General features: G+C 62.2%; 17 protein-coding genes and 1 tRNA gene. 9 read left to right on the forward strand and 9 right to left on the reverse strand.

The features are described 5' to 3' along the window. Positions 1-68: 68 nt before the first annotated feature. Positions 69-869 carry an N-formylglutamate amidohydrolase gene (locus RS897_RS02840; protein ID WP_315835091.1) on the forward strand — a complete coding sequence of 267 codons (801 nt, stop codon included), beginning with the start codon at positions 69-71 and terminating at the stop codon, positions 867-869. A gap of 48 nt (positions 870-917) precedes the next feature. Here RS897_RS02840 and RS897_RS02845 read toward each other — a convergent pair whose 3' ends face one another. The 6 genes from RS897_RS02845 to RS897_RS02870 all read right to left on the reverse strand — a co-directional run bounded on the left by RS897_RS02845 (position 918) and on the right by RS897_RS02870 (position 7,968). Beyond that, positions 918-1,535: a LysE family translocator gene (locus RS897_RS02845; RefSeq protein WP_315835092.1), complete on the reverse strand. Its 618-nt coding sequence runs from the start codon at positions 1,533-1,535 to the stop codon at positions 918-920. A gap of 102 nt (positions 1,536-1,637) precedes the next feature. Next, positions 1,638-3,248: an acyl-CoA synthetase gene (locus RS897_RS02850; RefSeq protein ID WP_315835093.1), complete on the reverse strand. Its 1,611-nt coding sequence runs from the start codon at positions 3,246-3,248 to the stop codon at positions 1,638-1,640. Between the two features lie 30 nt (positions 3,249-3,278). Next, positions 3,279-3,734 carry a GatB/YqeY domain-containing protein gene (locus RS897_RS02855; RefSeq protein WP_315835094.1) on the reverse strand — a complete coding sequence of 152 codons (456 nt, stop codon included), beginning with the start codon at positions 3,732-3,734 and terminating at the stop codon, positions 3,279-3,281. A gap of 86 nt (positions 3,735-3,820) precedes the next feature. After that, on the reverse strand, positions 3,821-5,494 hold the full coding sequence (locus tag RS897_RS02860) for a glycosyltransferase family 39 protein (RefSeq protein ID WP_315835095.1): 1,674 nt from the start codon (positions 5,492-5,494) through the stop codon (positions 3,821-3,823). Between the two features lie 154 nt (positions 5,495-5,648). Then, positions 5,649-6,359: an alpha/beta fold hydrolase gene (locus RS897_RS02865; RefSeq protein ID WP_315835096.1), complete on the reverse strand. Its 711-nt coding sequence runs from the start codon at positions 6,357-6,359 to the stop codon at positions 5,649-5,651. Between the two features lie 43 nt (positions 6,360-6,402). Continuing rightward, positions 6,403-7,968 (reverse strand): AMP-binding protein, encoded by a 1,566-nt coding sequence (locus tag RS897_RS02870; protein ID WP_315835097.1) that lies wholly within the window; start codon positions 7,966-7,968, stop codon positions 6,403-6,405. A gap of 178 nt (positions 7,969-8,146) precedes the next feature. On the opposite strand from RS897_RS02870, the gene carA reads away from it, so the two are divergent. Then, complete coding sequence (gene carA, locus RS897_RS02875; RefSeq protein WP_315835098.1) at positions 8,147-9,337, forward strand: glutamine-hydrolyzing carbamoyl-phosphate synthase small subunit; 1,191 nt, start codon at positions 8,147-8,149, stop codon at positions 9,335-9,337. 91 nt (positions 9,338-9,428) lie between these two features. Here the strand turns inward: carA and RS897_RS02880 are convergent, their stop codons facing one another. Beyond that, positions 9,429-9,953 (reverse strand): Dps family protein, encoded by a 525-nt coding sequence (locus RS897_RS02880; protein ID WP_315835099.1) that lies wholly within the window; start codon positions 9,951-9,953, stop codon positions 9,429-9,431. Positions 9,954-10,136: 183 nt separating this feature from the next. On the opposite strand from RS897_RS02880, the gene RS897_RS02885 reads away from it, so the two are divergent. The 5 genes from RS897_RS02885 to RS897_RS02905 all read left to right on the forward strand — a co-directional run bounded on the left by RS897_RS02885 (position 10,137) and on the right by RS897_RS02905 (position 16,028). Then, a complete protein-coding gene (locus RS897_RS02885; RefSeq protein ID WP_315835100.1) occupies positions 10,137-10,832 on the forward strand; it encodes a class I SAM-dependent methyltransferase in 696 nt (231 codons plus the stop codon). 108 nt (positions 10,833-10,940) lie between these two features. Next, positions 10,941-11,017: transfer RNA gene (locus RS897_RS02890), tRNA-OTHER, on the forward strand. Between the two features lie 308 nt (positions 11,018-11,325). After that, entirely contained in the window at positions 11,326-14,655 is a 3,330-nt protein-coding gene (carB, locus tag RS897_RS02895; protein WP_315835101.1) for a carbamoyl-phosphate synthase large subunit, read from the forward strand. Positions 14,656-14,842: 187 nt separating this feature from the next. Then, positions 14,843-15,319 (forward strand): transcription elongation factor GreA, encoded by a 477-nt coding sequence (greA, locus tag RS897_RS02900; RefSeq protein WP_315835102.1) that lies wholly within the window; start codon positions 14,843-14,845, stop codon positions 15,317-15,319. A gap of 310 nt (positions 15,320-15,629) precedes the next feature. Continuing rightward, a complete protein-coding gene (locus RS897_RS02905) occupies positions 15,630-16,028 on the forward strand; it encodes a DoxX family protein (protein WP_315835103.1) in 399 nt (132 codons plus the stop codon). A gap of 164 nt (positions 16,029-16,192) precedes the next feature. Here RS897_RS02905 and RS897_RS02910 read toward each other — a convergent pair whose 3' ends face one another. After that, positions 16,193-16,675 (reverse strand): Lrp/AsnC family transcriptional regulator, encoded by a 483-nt coding sequence (locus RS897_RS02910; RefSeq protein WP_315835104.1) that lies wholly within the window; start codon positions 16,673-16,675, stop codon positions 16,193-16,195. Positions 16,676-16,694: 19 nt separating this feature from the next. Beyond that, on the reverse strand, positions 16,695-16,961 hold the full coding sequence (locus RS897_RS02915; protein WP_315835105.1) for a hypothetical protein: 267 nt from the start codon (positions 16,959-16,961) through the stop codon (positions 16,695-16,697). On the opposite strand from RS897_RS02915, the gene trxB reads away from it, so the two are divergent. Together trxB and RS897_RS02925 are read left to right on the forward strand one after the other, a co-directional pair. Then, entirely contained in the window at positions 16,960-17,946 is a 987-nt protein-coding gene (gene trxB / locus RS897_RS02920) for a thioredoxin-disulfide reductase (protein ID WP_315835106.1), read from the forward strand. The genes RS897_RS02915 and trxB overlap by 2 nt on opposite strands. Before the next feature lie 43 nt (positions 17,947-17,989). Next, complete coding sequence (locus tag RS897_RS02925; protein ID WP_315835107.1) at positions 17,990-18,883, forward strand: LysR family transcriptional regulator; 894 nt, start codon at positions 17,990-17,992, stop codon at positions 18,881-18,883. Positions 18,884-19,109: the final 226 nt, after the last annotated feature.

The raw sequence follows: 19,109 nt of genomic DNA on the forward strand, positions 1-19,109 counted from the left end.
ATCTTGCGATGGCCTGCCGCTTCGTTGAGCAGCCCATCGAACAGCAGCGTCAGGCGGCAGGGATACGCATGAACCCAGACAATCCCCTTTCATTACGCCTCACAAGCGATGAAGTTCCACCGGTGCTGGAGGAAAATGATAAGGGCATATCGCCGTTCTTGTTCACCTGCGATCACTACGGCCGGCTGATCCCGCGTGCGCTTGGCCAGCTTGGACTGCCCATCGACGAACTGACACGGCACATCGCCTGGGACATCGGCATCGCCGGCGTCGCGACCGCGCTGTCGCACATGATGAATGCGCACCTGATCGCGCAGCGTTATTCGCGACTGGTGATCGACTGCAACCGGCCGCCGGGCGCGCCGTCCTCGATCCCGATGATCAGCGAAGCAACCATGATCCCCGGCAACGAGGGCCTGACACACGACAGCGCCGAGGACCGGCGACGACTATTCTTCGAGCCGTATCACAACCGGATCGATGAGGTCATCGCGCAGCGGCTGCGCGATGGACGACCGACCATCCTGGTCTCGCTGCATTCCTTCACGCCGATCTATGCCGGCATCGCACGTCCCTGGCACGTCGGGACGCTGTATCATCGCGATACCAGGCTGCCACCATTGCTGCTGCAGCAGCTGCGCGCCGAGGGCGATCTGGTGGTCGGCGACAACGAGCCCTATGCGGTAAGCGATGCCACTGACTACACCATTCCCGTGCACGGCGAGAAGCGGGGCCTGATGAACACCGGCATCGAGATCCGCCAGGACTTGATCTCCGAGCCCTCGGGTCAGCAGCAATGGGCTGAGCGACTGGCCCGCATTCTCACCGAAATCGAGGCCGTGGTCGGCGCCGAACACTTGCCGGTGTAACGCAACCGTATCGGCGCATGGCGTCTCCGCCCTGTTGTCGACGACGGGTTATCGCGCGCGGCTCAGCGCCAGCCAGATGCCACCACCGATCATAAAGCCGCCGGAGGCCCGCGACAGCATCCGCGCGCGACGCGCCGACAGGATGTTGCGCGCCCGCCCGGCCAGCAGGGCGTAGGCGGCATCGGACATTGCCACCGTCACCATGAAGGTGAGGCCGAGCACCACGATCTGCGGAAATTGCGGCTGGCTCATATCGACGAATTGCGGAATGAAGGCACCGAAGAACACCAGCACCTTGGGATTGCTCAGCAGCACCAAGAGGCCCTGCAGAAAAAACCCGCCCCGCGGCGGCGGAGGTGGTGCGTCCGATGTTTCGAGCATGCTGGGCGAGCGGATCAGCTTGATGCCGAGCCAGACCAGATAGGCGGCGCCCGCAAACCGCACCCAGTCGAACCAGTACCCCATCGTCGCCATCAGCGAGGTCAGCCCGACGGCGACAACGCCGATCACGATCGCCAATCCGACCTGGGCACCGGTGATGTTGATCAGTGCGGCGCGTGTGCCATAGCGCAGGCCATTGGCAATCACCAGCGTCACCACCGGTCCGGGCAACAGCGCCAGCGCGATACAGGCGGCGACATAAGCGAGATAGAGCTGCAGTGACATGATGAATTCCTTGCCCGTAGGTTCTTGAGCGAGAGCAAGAGACTATCGCGATTTCCCCGACACCGCCAGCGCATGCCGTCATGCGTGCCAGCGCCGATGGCGTCACCCCAGCGTACGCAACTCGCGGCGCAGCACCTTGCCGGTAGCCGTCATCGGCAGGCTGTCGGCGAACTGCACATGGCGTGGATATTCGTGAGCTGCGAGTTGCACCTTGACGAAGTCCTGGATCTCGCGCGCCAACGCGTCGCTTGGCGAAAATCCCGGCCGCAGCACGATCCAGGCCTTGATCGCCTCGGTGCGGATCGGATCGGGAATCCCGACCACCGCGGCAATCGCGACCGCCGGATGCTTCAGCAGGGTATGCTCGATCTCGGAGGGGCCGATGCGATAGCCGGCGCTGGTGATGACGTCGTCCTCGCGGCTGACGTACCAGAAATAACCGTCCGCATCCTGGATGCCGAGATCTCCAGTCAGCAGGAACTCGCCGGCGTATTTCTTGGCCGTAGCCTCGGGATTGCGCCAGTATTCGAGCATCATGCAGGGGTTCGGTCGGCGCACGCCGACGATACCGCGTTCGCCGCGCGGCAATTCCTCGCCGTGTTCGTTCACGATGCAGACGTCGAAGCCGGGAATGGCGCGCCCCATGGATCCCGGCCGGATCTGAAACAGGCCTGCATGGTTGCCGATCACGAGATTGCATTCGGTCTGGCCGTAGATCTCGTGGGCGTCGATGCCGAAGGTCGCGCGGACCCAGGCGAGCAGCTCGGCCCCGAGCGATTCGCCGCCGGTGAGGATGCTGCGCAGCTTCACGCCGGAATGCCTGACGTCGGCCTGGCGCATCAGCTTCAGCGCGGTGGGCGGCAGGAACACGTTGCGCACGCCATGATCGGCCATCAGTTGCATGGCGGCCTGAGGTTCGAACTTCTTGGCGCGATAGCCCACAATCGGCACGCCATGATACCAGGCCGGAAAAAGCGCATCGAACAGCCCGCCGATCCAGGCCCAGTCGGCCGGCGTCCAGTACACATCACCTGGTTTGGGGAAGAAGTCGTGCACCATCTCAACGCACGGCAGATGGCCGAGCAGCACGCGATGGGCATGCAGCGCGCCTTTCGGATTGCCGGTGGTGCCGGAGGTAAAGATGATGATGGCTGGATCATCGGCATGTGTTGGCGCATTGCTGAAAACGTCTGACGCGACTTCGATCGCCTGCCAGAACGATTTGGCGCCTGACGGCGTCACATCGCCAGTCACGAAGACATGCTTGAGCTCCGGCAGCCGGTCACGGATTTTCGCCAGCTTCTCGAAACCGGCGGCATCGGTGACCACGACCTTGGCGCCGCTGTTGGCGAGCCGGAATTCGAGTGCATCCTCGCCAAACAGCATGAACAGCGGCACCGACACCAGGCCGGCACGAAACGCTGCGAGGTGCACCACTGGAAGTTCAATCGACTGCGACAGGAACACCGCGACACGGTCGCCACGGACAAGGCCGTCGGCTTGCAACACATTGGCAAACTTGCACGACCAGGCGCGCATATCGTCGAATGACGGCCGCCGGGTGCCGCCATCCTCGTCAACGTAGATCAGGGCAAGACGACCCGTGCCATCGGCATGGCGGTCGCAGCAGACGTCGGCAATGTTGAACAGCGCCGGAACGTTCCAGCGGAAAGTTTCATAGAGGCGATGATAGTCGTCGGTCTCGGTGAGCATGATGATCAACTCCCTCGCGACACCGGTGGACTATCCCGCGAGTGCCGCCTTCACCAGACCGCTGGCTTTGCCGAAATCCATCTGGCCCGCGTATTTCGTCTTCAGCACGCCGATCACCTTGCCCATATCCTTCATGCCGGCAGCGCCGGTTTCCTGGATGGCAGCGGCAATCGCGGCTTTGACATCGTCGTCCGACATCTGCTTTGGCAGATACGCGGAGATGACGGCAATTTCCTCACTCTCCTGCGCGGCGAGTTCGGCTCGGCCACCCTTCTCATACAGCACAACCGATTCCTGGCGCTGCTTGATCATCTTCTGCAGCACGCCGAGCAGGTCGTCATCGCTCAAGGGAGGTTTGCCCTGCCCACGCGCGTCGATGTCCGCATTCTTGATGGTAGAATTGACCATGCGAAGCGTGGAGAGCTTGCGCTCATCCCTGGCCTTCATGGCCTCCTTCACCGCGGTATTGATGGCGTCGCGCAGCATGATCGGCTCCGGGGAATCGTCAGCCCCCAGTGTATCTGCGGGGCATTCCCGCACGATCTAGTGCGTTTTGTGCCCCGGCACAACCATCACGGGCGGGTGGGACGAATGGCGCTTTCCGGCCGGAACTGGATATGTCGCCGGCTGGCGCTGAAATCCTCGAGGCTCTCGCGCTCCGGCACCAGCACCGGCTCCGCGGAGGGATCACGTGGCGGTGCGATCACGGCGACGATGACGGTGCTGACGCCCGGCCGGCCCCACAGCTGCGAGGTGAGGACGAACTCGGACTGGACGAATTTGGTCTGCCGCGTTTCGAGCCGCCGCAGCCAGGCCTCGCAATCCGCTTCGCCCTTGAAGCACAGGGCGGCCCAACCCTTGTCCAGCGTGCTCTGCCGCGGCAGGCCCCACACGTATTGGAACTGGAACGGGCGCGCATAGCGCGGATGATCGGGGCTGTAGAAGGCGGTGGCAAACGCCAGGTTGTCGTCGCCACTCACCGCGGGCAGCGGGGTCGGCGATACCTGATGCCAGCGGCGGGTCAGTTCCTCGGCGGCCTGCCGGTAGAACGTGCGGCCTTCCTTATAGCCGTGGGTGTTGCGATAGATCGCATGGAATGGCGCGGCGCCGACGGCAAACAGCGAAAGGCCGAGCACGAACACCGCGAGGTTGACGGTGTCGAACCGGTCGACCGCAAAGGTCGCCGCCGCCACCGCGATTATCGCGACAAAGAACAGGCCCTGCAGATTCCAGAGCGCCGGCAGGTCAGTGCCTATGGTGATGCAAGCCACCGCCGGGAACAGGATCGAGCCGATGAAAACCAGCAGCAGCAGCAAAAGCCCCGGCTCAATCCTGCGCAGGTTCGATGCGTAGGCCCGCAGGTTGGTGCGGATCATCAGCAACCACGTCACCGCCGGCAGGGCGAAATAGGCCAGCAGCGTGAGCGTGAACATGCCGGATTCATGCACCGCCGACGGCAGGCTGCGGCCGCCATGGGCGGTCATCGCATACTTCATCGGAGCAAAGTCGTGGGCGGCGAGCCAGTAGAGATGCGGTGCCAGCACCGCGAGGCCGACCAGGGCCGAGACCCATGGTGCCAGCGACGCGAAATAGGCGCGACGCTGTGGATGAGCGATCGCGGCCAGCACGAAGCCGGCAACCAGGAAGACCGAATAATGCTTGCCCAGCATGGCAAGCGCGGCACACAGGCCCGCAGCAACCGACCAGCCGAACGCCCGGGTCTCGAATGAGCGCAGGAAGCAGTAGGTCGCCAGCGGCCAGGCCGCGAGCAGGATGCTGTTGGCGTTGAAGCGCTGGGCGTGAAACTGGTAGGCCGGCAGCAGCATCAGCAGCAGCAGCACGATCACCCGCTTGTCGCCACGCACAAAACGCCGGGTGATCAGGTCGACCGACCAGAGCGCGAAAGCTGCATTGACCATGGCGAGAAGCTGGAACGACCAGTCGGTGAGCGGAAATACCGTCGACCAGAGCCGTGCCACCCAGCCCATCAGCGGCGGGTGCTTGGGATTGCCCCACTCGAAAGTCCGGCCGATGGACCAGGTTTCCAGGATGTCCGGATGCAGGTCGGCGTTGATGTAGGCGATCAACAGAAACGCCATCCAGATCGCGACAAACCCGATCAACAGCGCCGGAATAGCCCAGCCCGGCTCGATGCCGTCGAGCCATGCCTCGAACGGCCGTCGCCACGCCGCGCGAGGCTGCGCCGGCGTCCGTGGCGACGCCGAAGTCCCTGGATTTGATGTCACGGAAGGCCGTCCTTAAGGATCACTCGCCGGATTGTGTAGAAGTGTGTCTGGCCCGGGGCAAGCCATTCCTTCGTCGGCGGTTCCGGAATTTTAGTGATTCAAAGGCCGACGTCGCAACACTCGTGCAACGGTTTCCGCGTTGGCAACGCTGCAATCAGGATTGTCGTGTTGCAAGCCACTCGCTCAATGCGGCGGCCACGGCTTGTGGTCGTTCGGGCTGTGACATGTGTCCGCATTCGGGAATGATGGTCAGCGTTGCTCCGGGAATACCGGCGGCGATCTCCTTCGACAGCTCGTTCGGCAGCAGCATGTCCTGATCGGAGGTCAGGACCAGGGTTGGGCAGCGGATCGTGCCCAGGCCCGGGCGCGAATCCGGCCGCGCAAGGATTGCGGTCTGGTTGTTGATGAACCCCTCCGCTCCAACATCGTCGGCCATGTCGTGCACCAACTGGCGAAGCGCGTCATCGGTCACCCGCGAAGGATGCACGAACTGCGGGAACAGCATATCGAGCACCTCGTGCAGCTTGCCGTCACGAGCCATCTGCATCTGCATGCGGCGACGCGCCGAAGCTTCCGGCGTATCCGGGCGTGCCGAGGTGTTCAACAGTGCGAGCCTGGCCACGCGTTCCGGCGCCTGGCGCATGATTTCGAAGGCGATGTAGCCGCCCATCGAATGCCCCGCCAGCGCGAAACGTGCCGGAGCCTCGCTCAGGATGCGGCGCGCGATGGCCTCCATGCTGTTGTCGCGCAGATGATTGGCCACCATGACCGGCCGTAGCCGCCATAACGACGGAATGACTGGCGCATAGACGCGAGACGACGAGGCAAGTCCCGGAACGAGGACCAGCGGCAGGGTTTCAGTCATCGCAATCTCCCGTTATCGCGGCGTTCCGATGAAGGCCGCCATCCTATGCAACACCGCGTGTACGGCCTTCCCAGTACGGCGCCCGCAGCGCCTTGCGATCGATTTTGCCCAGCCCCGTCACGGGAACGCTCTCGACCACGTCGATCGATTTTGGCGACCATGGCGCGCCCCGCTTGTCCTTGACGTGGGCCTGCAGTTCGCTGACGTCGATGCTGCAACCGGGTTTCGGCACGACAAACCCCTTCACGGCTTCGCCCCACTTGTCGTCGGGAATGCCGATCACCGCCGCCGACGCGACGAAGGGATGCGACATCAACGCATCCTCGACTTCACGCGGGTAGATGTTGAAGCCACCGGAGATGATCATGTCCTTGGTGCGGTCGACGATATAATAATACCCTTCATCGTCCTGCAGCGCGACGTCGCCTGTGTGCAGCCAGCCGCCGCGCAACGCATCGGCCGTGGCATCATCCCGCTTCCAGTAGCCGTCCATCACCAGCGAGCCGCGGACGCAAATCTCCCCGGGCTCGCCGAGCGCGACCTCCCGCATCTCGGCGTCGAACAGTTTGACGTCCAGCATCGGATTGGCGCGGCCACACGAGCCGAGCCGTCGCGGATTGCTCGCGTCATGATCGATCTTGCGCATGGTGGTGATGACCTGCGGCGCCTCGGTCTGGCCGTAAAGCTGCACGAACACCTGGCCGAAGATCGCGATGCCCTCGCGCAAGCGGTCCGGCGACATCGGCGCGGCGCCATAGATGATCATGTCGAGCGACGACAGATCGACGCGCCTGCGCAAGTCGACATTGTCGATCAGCGCATAGATCAGCGTCGGCACCAGGAAGGTCGCGGTGATCTTTTCGTCCTGCACCACGCGGCCATAGACGTCGGGATCAAAGCCCTGCACCAGACGAGAATAGCCGCCGCGCAGCATCACCGGAAACAGTGTCACGCCAGCGGCATGGCTGATCGGGGTCGCGGCGAGGAAGCGAATGTCTTGCGGCCAGTCCCAGTCGGCAAACAACGTCAGCGTCATTGCCACCAGCGACCGGTGCGGCAGCATCACGCCCTTCGAGCGGCCGGTGGTGCCACCGGTGTAGGCCAGGAAGGCGATGGCGTCGTTATCACCCGCGTCGATCAGCGGCGCGGGTGCCGCCACCGCGACCTCCGTCAGGATATCCCGAACGCCGTCCATTGCGCCGAACGCAACCATGTGTTTCAGCGCCGGCGCACGCTGCTTGATGGCGCGACCGCGATCGCCGAACTTTCCGGCTTCCACGATCAGAAGATCGATCTCGGCGTCGTCGATAATGAACGCCTGATCATCCTCCGCGGCCATCGGGTGCAGGGAGGTGTAGCGCGCGCCCATCACCATCGCAGCGCAAATCGCGGCCCAGCTCTCGACCCGGTTGCTGGCGAGCACCGAGACGGCGCTGCCCTTGGTCAGACCCATCGCCCGATAGACCGTAATGAAGCGAGCGACGACGTCGCCCAGTTCGCGATAGCTCCAGCGCGTGGTGCCGTCGGCAATAGCCGGGCGGTCACCGAACCGAGCGATCGCCGAAATAATGAGACCTCCGACGGTTCCGCCGGAATGCAGCCGATCCATGACGCCGTTTCTCCCTTCGCGGCTCGTTGAGTGCCTGTGGCCGCGCGGGCGCAGATTAATGCCCCGTATCCCCTTGTCAAACTTCGGGAAAATCGACGAAAAATGATATGGGAACGAGGTGTGAATCCGTGGTTTCGGCCTTTGACGCCGGACGCCGCAGGCGTTATGTGATGCGCTCATGACCCAATCAGAAAACGCTGCCGCCTGGCCGGACCTCAAACCGACCGCGCTCCTTGTGCTCGCCGATGGCACTGTGCTGGAAGGCTTCGGTCTCGGTGCGGAAGGCTCCGCCGTGGGCGAAGTCTGCTTCAACACGGCCATGACCGGTTACGAGGAAATCCTCACCGACCCGTCCTATGCGGGGCAGATCATCACCTTCACTTTCCCGCATATCGGCAATGTCGGCACCAACGATGAGGATATCGAGGCGCTGAACATGGCGGCAACGCCCGGCGCCCGCGGTGTGATCCTGCGTTCCTCGATCACCGATCCGTCGAATTACCGCGCCGCCAAGCATCTCGACCAGTGGCTGAAGGCCCGCGGCATCATCGGGCTCAGCGGCATCGACACCCGCGCCCTCACCGCGCTGATCCGCGGCAAGGGCATGCCCAATGCCGTGATTGCCCATGCCCCGGACGGCCGCTTTGACTTGCGGGCGCTGAAGGAAGAGGCCCGGGAGTGGCCGGGCCTGGTCGGCATGGACCTGGTGCCGCTGGTGACCAGCGGCCAGCGCTTCACCTGGGACGAGACCCCTTGGGAATGGGATAAGGGCTTCGGCCGACAGGACAACCCCGAGTTCAATGTGGTCGCCATCGATTACGGCATCAAGCGCAACATCCTGCGGCTGCTTGCCGGCGAGGGCTGCAAGATCACGGTGGTGCCGGCCACCACGTCGGCCGAGGATATTCTGGCGATCAAGCCAGACGGCGTATTCCTGTCAAACGGCCCGGGTGACCCGGCGGCAACCGGCGAATATGCGGTGCCGGTGATCAAGAAAGTGATCGACTCGGGGCTGCCGACCTTCGGTATCTGCCTTGGCCACCAGATGCTCGGTCTCGCCGTCGGCGGCAAGACCATGAAAATGCATCAGGGCCATCACGGCGCCAACCATCCGGTCAAGGACATCACCACCGGCAAAGTGGAAATCACCTCGATGAATCACGGCTTCGCGGTCGACAAGACCACACTGCCGGACAACGTGACCCAAACTCATACCTCACTGTTCGACGACTCCAACTGCGGCATCGCGCTGAAGGACAGGCCGGTATTCTCGGTGCAGTACCATCCCGAAGCCTCGCCCGGCCCTCGCGATTCGCATTACCTGTTCAGGCGCTTTACCGACCTGATGCGTGAACGGAAGAAGACCTGATTACCTCGCGCAACGTGCACCCCGAATAAAAACGCCCGCATCACGCGGGCGCTTTTATTTTGCGGGATCGGTCGGGCGCAGCAACGCGCCTTCAGGCCTCGTTGCCGCCTTCCTGGCGGCTGGCCTCGAACAGGAACCAGGTGCGCCGCTCGGTGGCGTCGATGAAGTTCTCCAGAATGCTGGCGGTGGCGGCATCGTCGTATTTGTCGGCCACCTCGTGCGCCTTGCGCAAGGCGACCGTGAAGCTCTTGTTGTCTTCCATCAATTCGCGCAGCATTTCACGTGGCGGCACATAGGCCTCGTCATTGTCTTCCACCGTCTGCAGTTTGGCGACATGGCCGATCGAACGCAGCGTGGTGCCACCGATCTTGCGCACACGTTCCGCAAGCTCGTCGATCCCGGCGAAAATCACATCGGCCTGCTCGTCGAGCAGGAGGTGATAGTCGCGGAAATGACGGCCGCTGACATGCCAATGAAAATTCTTGGTTTTCAGGTAAAGCGCGAAGGAGTCCGCCACCAGCGGATTGAGCGCTGCCGAGATCCTGTCGACGGCTTCCTGCGACAGATCGGTTGGCGTATCGAGTTCGGGGGCGACTTTTTTTGCAGTTTTGCTCACGGCTTACCTTCCTGTTAGGACTGGCTGGTTATCGAAGAACGTCGGGCCAGAGGCGGCTTTTGGGCAGTTTTTGGACCAGACCATCGGGCGATGGATGGACACCTCTCGTCGAACCCATTAACGCACAACTCACTCTGAGGGTTCCGGACTGGGAACCACTATACTGGTGGCCGGGGCGAGACCATGGACGACTGGATCGATTATTACGATTCCACGCATACGATTTATGTCAGCAAGCTGCACCGCGACCTGCACTTCAGCATCATTGCCGACGATATTATCGGCTACATCTCCTCACCCGAGGCGGTGGTGCTCGACTATGCCTGCGGCGAAGCGACATCGGCTGGCCACGTCGCGGAACGGTGCGCACGGCTGATCTTGGCCGAGCCGGCGCCAGGGGTGCGTGGACGGCTGATTGCGCGATATGCCCGCGACCTCAACATCAAGGTCCGATCACTCGAGGACTTGCGTTATCTCGACGACAGTTCGGTCGATCTCGCTGTCATGATCTCGGTGGCGCAGTACATGACTCCGGCTGAACTCGACACAGCTTTTGCGGCGGTGCGCCGCCTGCTGAAACCGAGCGGACGTCTCCTGCTCGGCGATATTCTGAGACCCGACGTTGGCGCGGTCACCGACGTGATGGCCCTGCTGCGGCTGGCGCGCGCTCATGGTTTCCTGAAAGATGCCCTGATTGGCCTTTTGCGCACATACCTGTCGGACTATTGGCAGTTGCGCACCAAGGTCGGGCTACAGCGCTACAGCGAGCAGGAGATCGTCGCCAAACTGGCGGCCGCCGGATTTTCCGCCACACGCGCCCACGTCAATGTCGGACACAACGCGGCGCGCATGACTTTGGTGGCCCGGCACGCATTCTGACGCCCGCAAACGCAGGTGCTTGCGGGCTTTTCCACCGCCCCGTGCGACGTTAACTATATCTTAAGGATAAGCGTGATTTGCCGCACGCTCCGGCGTTATCTTGACCTTGGCCCGGTGGCGGAAGCGTCGACGCGGGGGCTGTGCAAAGCCTCATATCCTGGTTTCGAACCCAGGCCGGGCCTCCAATTTCCTCCTCAAAGCCGCCACGGCCCTTGGCCTGCCCGCTTAGAGAGCAAAATCCCCGGTTGATGAGGGTTTTAATCCCCTTCCCCGCTCCGGGAATCTGGTCTAAAGACACCCCCGCGCAAGGCACTTTCTTGGCGCTCGGCCAGAGGACGCGCGACAGGCGCGCCCTTTTTTTGTGCCTAGTTTCCTGCCCGCCTGAAAGCGCGGTGGCTTTGGATCGAGTCGCAATCGCGCTTTATCTTATTGTTTGAGCATGATTTTTTCGGAAAATCGGTCCTCTTTCCGGATCATGCTGGTGTGAGACGCGATGCCCAAACGAACCGACATATCGACCATCCTGATCATCGGCGCCGGCCCCATTGTGATCGGCCAGGCCTGCGAATTCGATTATTCCGGGACCCAAGCGGTCAAGACGCTGAAGGAAGAGGGCTACCGCATCGTCCTGGTCAATTCCAATCCGGCGACCATCATGACCGATCCGGAGCTGGCTGATGCGACCTATATCGAGCCGATCACACCCGAGATCGTCGCCAAAATCATCGAAAAGGAGCGCAATGTCATCCCCGGCGGCTTCGCGCTGCTGCCGACCATGGGCGGCCAGACCGCACTGAACTGCGCGCTGTCGCTGCGCAAACAGGGCACGCTGGAGAAGTTCAACATCGAGATGATCGGCGCCACCGCCGACGCCATCGACAAGGCCGAGGACCGCGGCCGGTTCCGTGAGGCCATGACCAAGATCGGGCTCGAGACACCGCGCTCGATCCAGACCAAGACGCTGCCGGATGCTCTGCGTGCGCTGGACCAGATCGGCCTGCCGGCGATCATTCGCCCGTCGTTCACGATGGGCGGCACCGGCGGCGGCATCGCCTACACCAAAGCGGAGTTCATCGAGATCGTCGAGCGTGGCATCGACGCCTCGCCCACAAGCGAGGTGTTGATCGAGGAATCCGTGCTCGGCTGGAAAGAGTTCGAGATGGAGGTGGTCCGCGACAAGAAGGACAACTGCATCATCGTCTGCTCCATCGAGAACCTCGACCCGATGGGCGTGCACACCGGTGACTCGATCACGGTGGCGCCGGCGCTGACCCTGACCGACAAGGAATACCAGATCATGCGCGACGCATCGCTTGCGGTGCTGCGCGAAATCGGCGTCGAGACCGGCGGATCGAACGTACAGTTCGGCGTCAATCCGGCCGACGGACGCATGGTCGTGATCGAAATGAATCCGAGGGTGTCGCGCTCGTCGGCGCTGGCCTCCAAAGCCACCGGCTTTCCAATCGCCAAGGTCGCCGCCAAGCTTGCGGTTGGCTATACCCTCGACGAAATCGCCAACGACATCACCGGCGGTGCCACGCCGGCATCGTTCGAGCCGACGATCGATTACGTCGTCACCAAAATCCCGCGCTTCGCGTTCGAAAAATTTCCCGGTGCGAGCCACACCCTGACCACCTCGATGAAGTCGGTCGGCGAAGTGATGGCGATCGGCCGCACCTTCCAGGAAAGCCTGCAGAAGGCGCTACGCGGGCTTGAGACCGGCCTCACCGGCCTCGACGAGATCGAAATCGACGGGCTCGGCAAGGGCGACGACAAGAATGCGATCCGCGCCGCGCTCGGCACGCCGACGCCGAACCGGCTGCTGCAAGTCGCCCAGGCGATGCGGCTCGGATGGTCGAACGACGAAATCTTCGTATCCTGCAAGATCGATCCATGGTTCCTCGCCGAAATTCGCGGCATCGTGGAAATCGAAACCAAGGTCCGCGCGCACGGCCTGCCCGGCAACGCCTTCGCCATGCGCTCGCTCAAGAGCATGGGCTTCTCGGACTCTCGCCTTGCGGTGCTGTCGGGCAAGACCGAGGCCGAAGTGAAGTCGCTGCGACGAACGCTCGGGGTGCGCCCGGCGTTCAAGCGGATCGACACCTGCGCGGCGGAGTTTGCCTCGCCCACCGCCTATATGTACTCGACCTACGAGACGCCGTTCGCAGGCGCAGTGGCCGACGAGAGCGCGCCTTCGTCCAAGAAGAAGGTCATTATCCTGGGTGGTGGCCCAAACCGGATCGGCCAGGGGATCGAATTCGACTATTGTTGCTGTCATGCCTGCTTCGCGCTGCACGACGCCGGCTTCGAAACCATCATGATCAACTGCAATCCGGAGACCGTGTCGACCGATTACGACACCGCCGACCGCCTGTATTTCGAACCGCTGACCGCGGAAGACGTGCTTGAGATCATCGACACCGAGCGCTCCAACGGCACGCTGCACGGCGTCATCGTGCAGTTCGGCGGCCAGACCCCGCTCAAGCTCGCGCGGGCGCTGGAAGAGGCCAAGGTGCCGATCCTCGGCACCTCGCCGGACGCGATCGATCTTGCCGAGGACCGCGACCGCTTCAAGCGCATCCTCGACAAGTTGCATCTGAAGCAACCGAAGAATGGCATCGCCTATTCGGTCGAACAGGCACGACTGGTAGCGAGCGACCTGGATTTCCCGCTGGTGGTGCGGCCGTCCTATGTACTCGGCGGTCGCGCCATGCAGATCATCCGCGAGGAAGGCCAGCTCGGTGACTACCTGCTCGGCACCTTGCCGGAGCTCGTGCCCGCCGACGTCAAGGCGCGCTATCCCAACGACAAGACCGGGCAGATCAACACGGTGCTCGGCAAGAACCCGCTGCTGTTCGACCGCTATCTGTCGGACGCGATCGAGATCGACGTCGACTGCCTGTGCGACGGCAAGGATACCTTCATCGCCGGCATCATGGAGCACATCGAGGAAGCGGGCATCCACTCCGGCGACTCCGCCTGCTCGCTGCCGCCGCACTCGCTCGACCCCGCCACTATCGCGGAGCTCGAACGGCAGACCCGCGAACTGGCGCTCGGACTCGACGTGGTCGGACTGATGAACGTGCAGTACGCCATCAAGGACGGCGAGATCTACGTGCTCGAGGTCAATCCGCGCGCCTCGCGTACGGTGCCGTTCGTCGCCAAGGTGGTCGGCATGCCGGTCGCGAAGATCGCCTCGCGCATCATGGCCGGCGAAAAGCTCGCAGACTTCAAGCTCAAGCCCGCCAGGCTCAGCCATGTCGGCGTCAAGGAATCGGTGTTTCCGTTCGCGCGTTTCCCCGGCGTCGACACCGTGCTCGGTCCTGAAATGCGGTCGACCGGCGAGGTCATGGGCCTCGACCAGTCGTTCGCGGTGGCGTTCGCCAAGAGCCAGCTCGGCGGCGGCACGCGGGTGCCGCGCTCCGGAACGGTCTTCGTCTCGGTGCGGGAAACCGACAAAACCCGCATTCTTGATGCGGTCCGGCTGCTGGCCGCCGCGGGCTTCAAGGTCATGGCCACCTCGGGCACGCAACGGTTTCTGGCCGACAACGGCGTGCCGGCCGAGAAAGTGAACAAAGTGCTGGAAGGTCGGCCACATATCGTCGACGCCATTACCAATGGCGACGTCCAGTTGGTCTTCAACACCACCGAAGGCCCGCAGGCGCTGGCCGACAGCCGGTCGCTGAGACGAGCTGCCCTCTTGCATAAAGTACCGTACTACACCACTCTTTCCGGTGCCGTGGCGGCCGCGCAGGGGATCCGGGCCTATCTGGGCGGGGATCTCGAGGTTCGCACGCTGCAGAGCTATTCTTCGGATCTCTAATCGCGACCGTGAATCTTGATCCGGCTCCGCGGGCAATGCGGTGACAGGTAATCTCTCGCCGGAACCAGTGGGTTAAGACTGTGTTCCCTTTCGATGCCCGCCCCTTTCAAGGGGTCGGGTCAAACAGGATGTTTCGTGCATCAGGGCCGATTTGGTTCCCCGCGCGAAATCGAAGGACGACGACGAAATGGTTGAGAAAATTCCGATGACCCAGGGTGGCTATAACGCCCTTGAGGTGGAGCTGAAGCAGCGTCAGCAGGTTGAGCGCCCGCGTATTATCGAGGCGATCGCCGAAGCGCGCTCCCATGGCGATCTGTCGGAAAACGCCGAGTATCATGCGGCCAAGGAATCCCAGTCGCATAACGAGGGGCGCATCGCCGAGCTCGAGGACAAGCTCGCGCGTGCCGACATCATCGACGTGTCGAAACTCTCAGGCGACACCATCAAGTTCGGCGCCACCGTGACGCTGATCGACGAAGACACCGAGAAGAAGGCCGTGTGGCAGATCGTCGGCGAGCCGGAAGCCGACGCCAAGAACGGCCGCATCTCCATCACCTCCCCATTGGGGCGGGCGCTGATCGGCAAGAAGAAGGGCTCGTCGGTCGAGGTGGTCGCGCCCGGCGGAGCGAAAGCCTATGAGATCGCCAAGGTCGAGTGGCGGTAACTTCGCGGAAACCACGGCGGGAAATCGCACGTACGACACCAAGCCGCAGCCTCCGCGCTGCGGCTTTTTGATTCATTCCAAGCTCACTTCCGCAACTGCGAACATAAATCTTCGTGATCGAGGCGCCCGGCTGCCGCAATCGGCGCGGCGTTATATTGCGTCGCGCTGGCGCACCATGGGATAAGTTCCAGGCGGCATCCGCAAATTTCGATGGGCGCCGCGTGAGCTGCGGCCTTCATGATCATACGATCGGAGGCCGTGTTTCTAAGCGCTACCGGTTTTCATGCAACCGGACACTGGGGGATATCAAATGGAAAACTTCGCAGCTTCGTGGGCACCGCGTGTCCTCAGCCTTCTGCGCATTATGACTGGACTTCTGTTTCTTCAGTACGGAATCGCAAAGCTGTTCAAATGGCCGCAGATTCCGATGTTCGAAAAGGTTGAGTTGTTTTCGCTGTACGGCCTCGCCGGCAGTCTCGAACTGGTCGGCGGCATTTTGCTGATTCTCGGCTTGTTCACACGGCCGGTCGCGTTCATCGTCGCCGGTGAAATGGCATTCGCCTATTTCATGGGCCATGCGCCGCGCGGCTTTATGCCGATCCTCAACCAAGGCGGGCTCGCGATCCTGTTCAGCTTCGTGTTCCTGTATCTGGCGTGCGCCGGCGGCGGACCATGGAGCGCCGACGCGGCAATCCGCAACAAGAATTAAAAAAGAAAACACATCACGATAAGACGCAGCATTCGCTATCGAGACGCAAATCCCCCGGCCTTGCCCGGGGGATTTTTTTGTCTCCTGTTCGAAGCCGCACTGCGAGGCAGGCAGCACGACCAATGCTGCAGGGCATGGCGCGGCAACCCAGCGACGGGGCAGCCTCAGTTGCGGGGGAACTTCAACTCGAGCGGCACCACGGCCTCGTTTTTCGAATTGTGCAACACCAGTGACGTCCGCACGTTGCGCACATGCGGCGCTGCGGTCAGATGCGAGACGAAATGCTGAAACGTCGCCATGTCCGGCGCCACGCATTTCAGGATGAAATCCACCTCACCGGACAGCATCCAGCACTCACGCACCAGCGGCTCGCGCCGCACGAACTCCTCGAACGCGCGAAGATCGGCGTCGGCCTGGCTCGACAGATGGACTGACGCAAACACCGTGACATCAAAACCCAGCCGATGCGGATCCAGCAGACCCCGGTAGCCCTGGATATAGCCCGCATCTTCCAGCGCCTTGACGCGACGCAGGCAGGGCGGCGGAGAGATACCGACACGTTTAGCCAATTCCACGTTGGTAATTCGGCCATCGGCCTGAATTTCATGGAGAATTTTCAGATCGATCTCGTCGAGACCCTTGGACACGGACAACCATTCCCTCGATTCACACCATCTGCGGTGCTTGCCGGCTGTTCATACCGCAGTGCCACCGGTTTTGCGAAATTTTATTGCTTGGAGACAAATGTTCCGCGAATGGCAGCAGATAAGTGACGGAAGTGTCAGAAAATCGGTGGATATGGGTTGCATAACTTGCATGGCTGCCCAGATAACCTAAGATGAATTCTGCCGTTTTTGATGCACTGCAGCCGTCTTTCTGAGCAGTTTCTGCCTCCCCGCGGACAATCGAGATGGGGAGCAAGGATCGATCCATGTCTCTGTCTACGACAAACCAATCTGCCGCCATTCACGCCAAGGTCGTCATCATCGGGTCCGGCCCGGCCGGTTACACTGCAGCGATCTATGCCGCGCGCGCGATGCTCGAGCCTGTGCTGATTCAAGGCATCCAGCCCGGCGGCCAGCTCACCATCACCACCGATGTCGAGAATTACCCCGGCTTCGCCGATGTGATCCAGGGCCCCTGGCTGATGGAGCAGATGGAGAAGCAGGCGACCCATGTCGGCACCAAGATCGTCACCGATCACGTCAATAAGCTGGAACTGGGCCAGCGGCCGTTCCGTGTGACCTGCGACTCTGGCGACGTCTACCTCGCCGAGACCATCATCCTCGCGACCGGCGCGCAGGCGCGCTGGCTCGGCCTGCCATCGGAAGAAACCTTCAAGGGCTTCGGTGTTTCCGCTTGCGCCACCTGCGACGGCTTCTTCTACCGCGGCAAGCAGGTGTTCGTGGTCGGTGGTGGCAATACCGCCGTCGAGGAAGCGCTGTTCCTGACCAATTTCGCCTCCCAGGTGACGCTTGTGCATCGCCGCGGCTCGCTGCGCGCCGAACGCATCCTGCAGGATCGGCTGTTCAAGCACCCAAAGATCAAGGTGATCTGGGACACCGCTGTGGAAGAGATCCACGGCGACCAGAACCCGTCAAAGGTCACCCATATCCGGCTGAAGAACGTGAAAACTGGCGCGACCACCGATCTGCCCACGGACGGTGTCTTTGTCGCGATCGGACACGCTCCCGCGACCGAACTGGTCGCCGGCCAGTTGAAACTCAAACCGTCTGGCTATGTCGAGATCGCACCGCACTCGACAGCCACTTCGGTGCCCGGCGTGTTCGCGGCCGGCGATGTCGCGGACGAAACCTATCGCCAGGCAGTGACGGCCGCAGGCCTCGGCTGCATGGCGGCGCTCGAAGCAGAACGGTTTATCCATGCAGCAGCCACTGAACGCGCAGCCGCCGAATAGTCGAAGAACTTCGACGCATCAGAATCGTCACGGATCGACCGCTATGGATTGGGACAAGCTAAAGGTTTTTCACGCAGCAGCGGAAGCGGGCAGCTTCACGCATGCCGGCGAGCAGCTCGGACTGTCGCAGTCCGCGGTCTCCCGGCAGGTCAGCGCGCTTGAGCAGGAACTCGCCGTTTCGCTGTTCCACCGCCATGCCCGCGGCCTGATCCTGACCGAACAGGGCGACCTGCTGTTCCGCACGGCACATGACGTCTTCATGCAGCTGCAGGCCGCACGCGCCAAACTGACCGACAGCCGCGAGCGGCCGAGCGGCGAACTCAAGGTGACCACGACCCCCGGTGTCGGCATCAACTGGCTGATCCCCCGATTGGGCGAGTTCACCTCGCTTTATCCGGAAATCCGCGTGCAGCTGATGGTCACCGACGAAGAGCTCGACCTCTCGATGCGCGAGGCCGACGTCGCCATTCGCACCCGCAAGCCGACGCAGCCCGACCTGATCCAGCGCAAGCTGTTCTCGATCGGCTTCCACGCCTATTGCTCGCCGGAATACATCAAGCGCTTCGGCACCCCCCGCACGCTCGACGATCTCGACAACCACCGCATCATCATGCTGAGCGACTCGCAGGTACCGTCGCATTTGCAGAATCGCGCGTGGCTGATCGAAGCCGGACGCAACGGTTCCGGACCGCGGGAAGCCTATTTCAAGGTCAACAACATCCTCGGCCTGTTGCGCGGCTGCCAGCAAGGCCTCGGGATCGCGGCATTGCCGGACTATCTCGTCGACGACAACAACCGCCTGGTCCAGTTGTTCGGCGAAGCCGATTCGATCCAGCTCGACACCTACTTCGTTTATCCGGAAGAGCTGAAAACCGTTGCACGCGTGCAGGTTTTCCGAGATTTCGTGGTGAGCAAGGCGCAGCGCTGGCCCTCATAATCACGTGATCAATACCGCCAACTCCGCATGACTGACATGCTACCTCGGCGGTTGCCGCATGACCAAAACGGGGATCAAATACAACTACTGAATGCTTGCGGTTGCGCATCGTCCCCCTCCTCCAGTGACCGCTGGACTTCAGTTATCCCTCTTGGAAGGTGATTGTGTCGGCCTCACATGGCCAAAACTATCCAGCCGGGCTCGCAAGAGTCCGGCTTTTCTTTTA

Source organism: Bradyrhizobium prioriisuperbiae (assembly GCF_032397745.1).
GTDB classification, from domain to species: domain Bacteria; phylum Pseudomonadota; class Alphaproteobacteria; order Rhizobiales; family Xanthobacteraceae; genus Bradyrhizobium_A; species Bradyrhizobium_A prioriisuperbiae.

Excerpts from the sequence above, each read along its gene's own strand:
- carA (WP_315835098.1), top strand. The coding sequence starts at position 8,147 with ATGACCCAATCAGAAAACGCTGCCGCCTGGCCGGACCTCAAACCGACC.
- RS897_RS02885 (WP_315835100.1), top strand. The coding sequence starts at position 10,137 with ATGGACGACTGGATCGATTATTACGATTCCACGCATACGATTTATGTC.
- carB (WP_315835101.1), top strand. The coding sequence starts at position 11,326 with ATGCCCAAACGAACCGACATATCGACCATCCTGATCATCGGCGCCGGC.
- RS897_RS02905 (WP_315835103.1), top strand. The coding sequence starts at position 15,630 with ATGGAAAACTTCGCAGCTTCGTGGGCACCGCGTGTCCTCAGCCTTCTG.
- greA (WP_315835102.1), top strand. The coding sequence starts at position 14,843 with ATGGTTGAGAAAATTCCGATGACCCAGGGTGGCTATAACGCCCTTGAG.
- RS897_RS02855 (WP_315835094.1), bottom strand. The coding sequence starts at position 3,734 with ATGCTGCGCGACGCCATCAATACCGCGGTGAAGGAGGCCATGAAGGCC.
- RS897_RS02845 (WP_315835092.1), bottom strand. The coding sequence starts at position 1,535 with ATGTCACTGCAGCTCTATCTCGCTTATGTCGCCGCCTGTATCGCGCTG.
- RS897_RS02840 (WP_315835091.1), top strand. The coding sequence starts at position 69 with ATGAACCCAGACAATCCCCTTTCATTACGCCTCACAAGCGATGAAGTT.
- RS897_RS02850 (WP_315835093.1), bottom strand. The coding sequence starts at position 3,248 with ATGCTCACCGAGACCGACGACTATCATCGCCTCTATGAAACTTTCCGC.
- RS897_RS02865 (WP_315835096.1), bottom strand. The coding sequence starts at position 6,359 with ATGACTGAAACCCTGCCGCTGGTCCTCGTTCCGGGACTTGCCTCGTCG.
- RS897_RS02915 (WP_315835105.1), bottom strand. The coding sequence starts at position 16,961 with ATGGATCGATCCTTGCTCCCCATCTCGATTGTCCGCGGGGAGGCAGAA.
- trxB (WP_315835106.1), top strand. The coding sequence starts at position 16,960 with ATGTCTCTGTCTACGACAAACCAATCTGCCGCCATTCACGCCAAGGTC.
- RS897_RS02925 (WP_315835107.1), top strand. The coding sequence starts at position 17,990 with ATGGATTGGGACAAGCTAAAGGTTTTTCACGCAGCAGCGGAAGCGGGC.
- RS897_RS02870 (WP_315835097.1), bottom strand. The coding sequence starts at position 7,968 with ATGGATCGGCTGCATTCCGGCGGAACCGTCGGAGGTCTCATTATTTCG.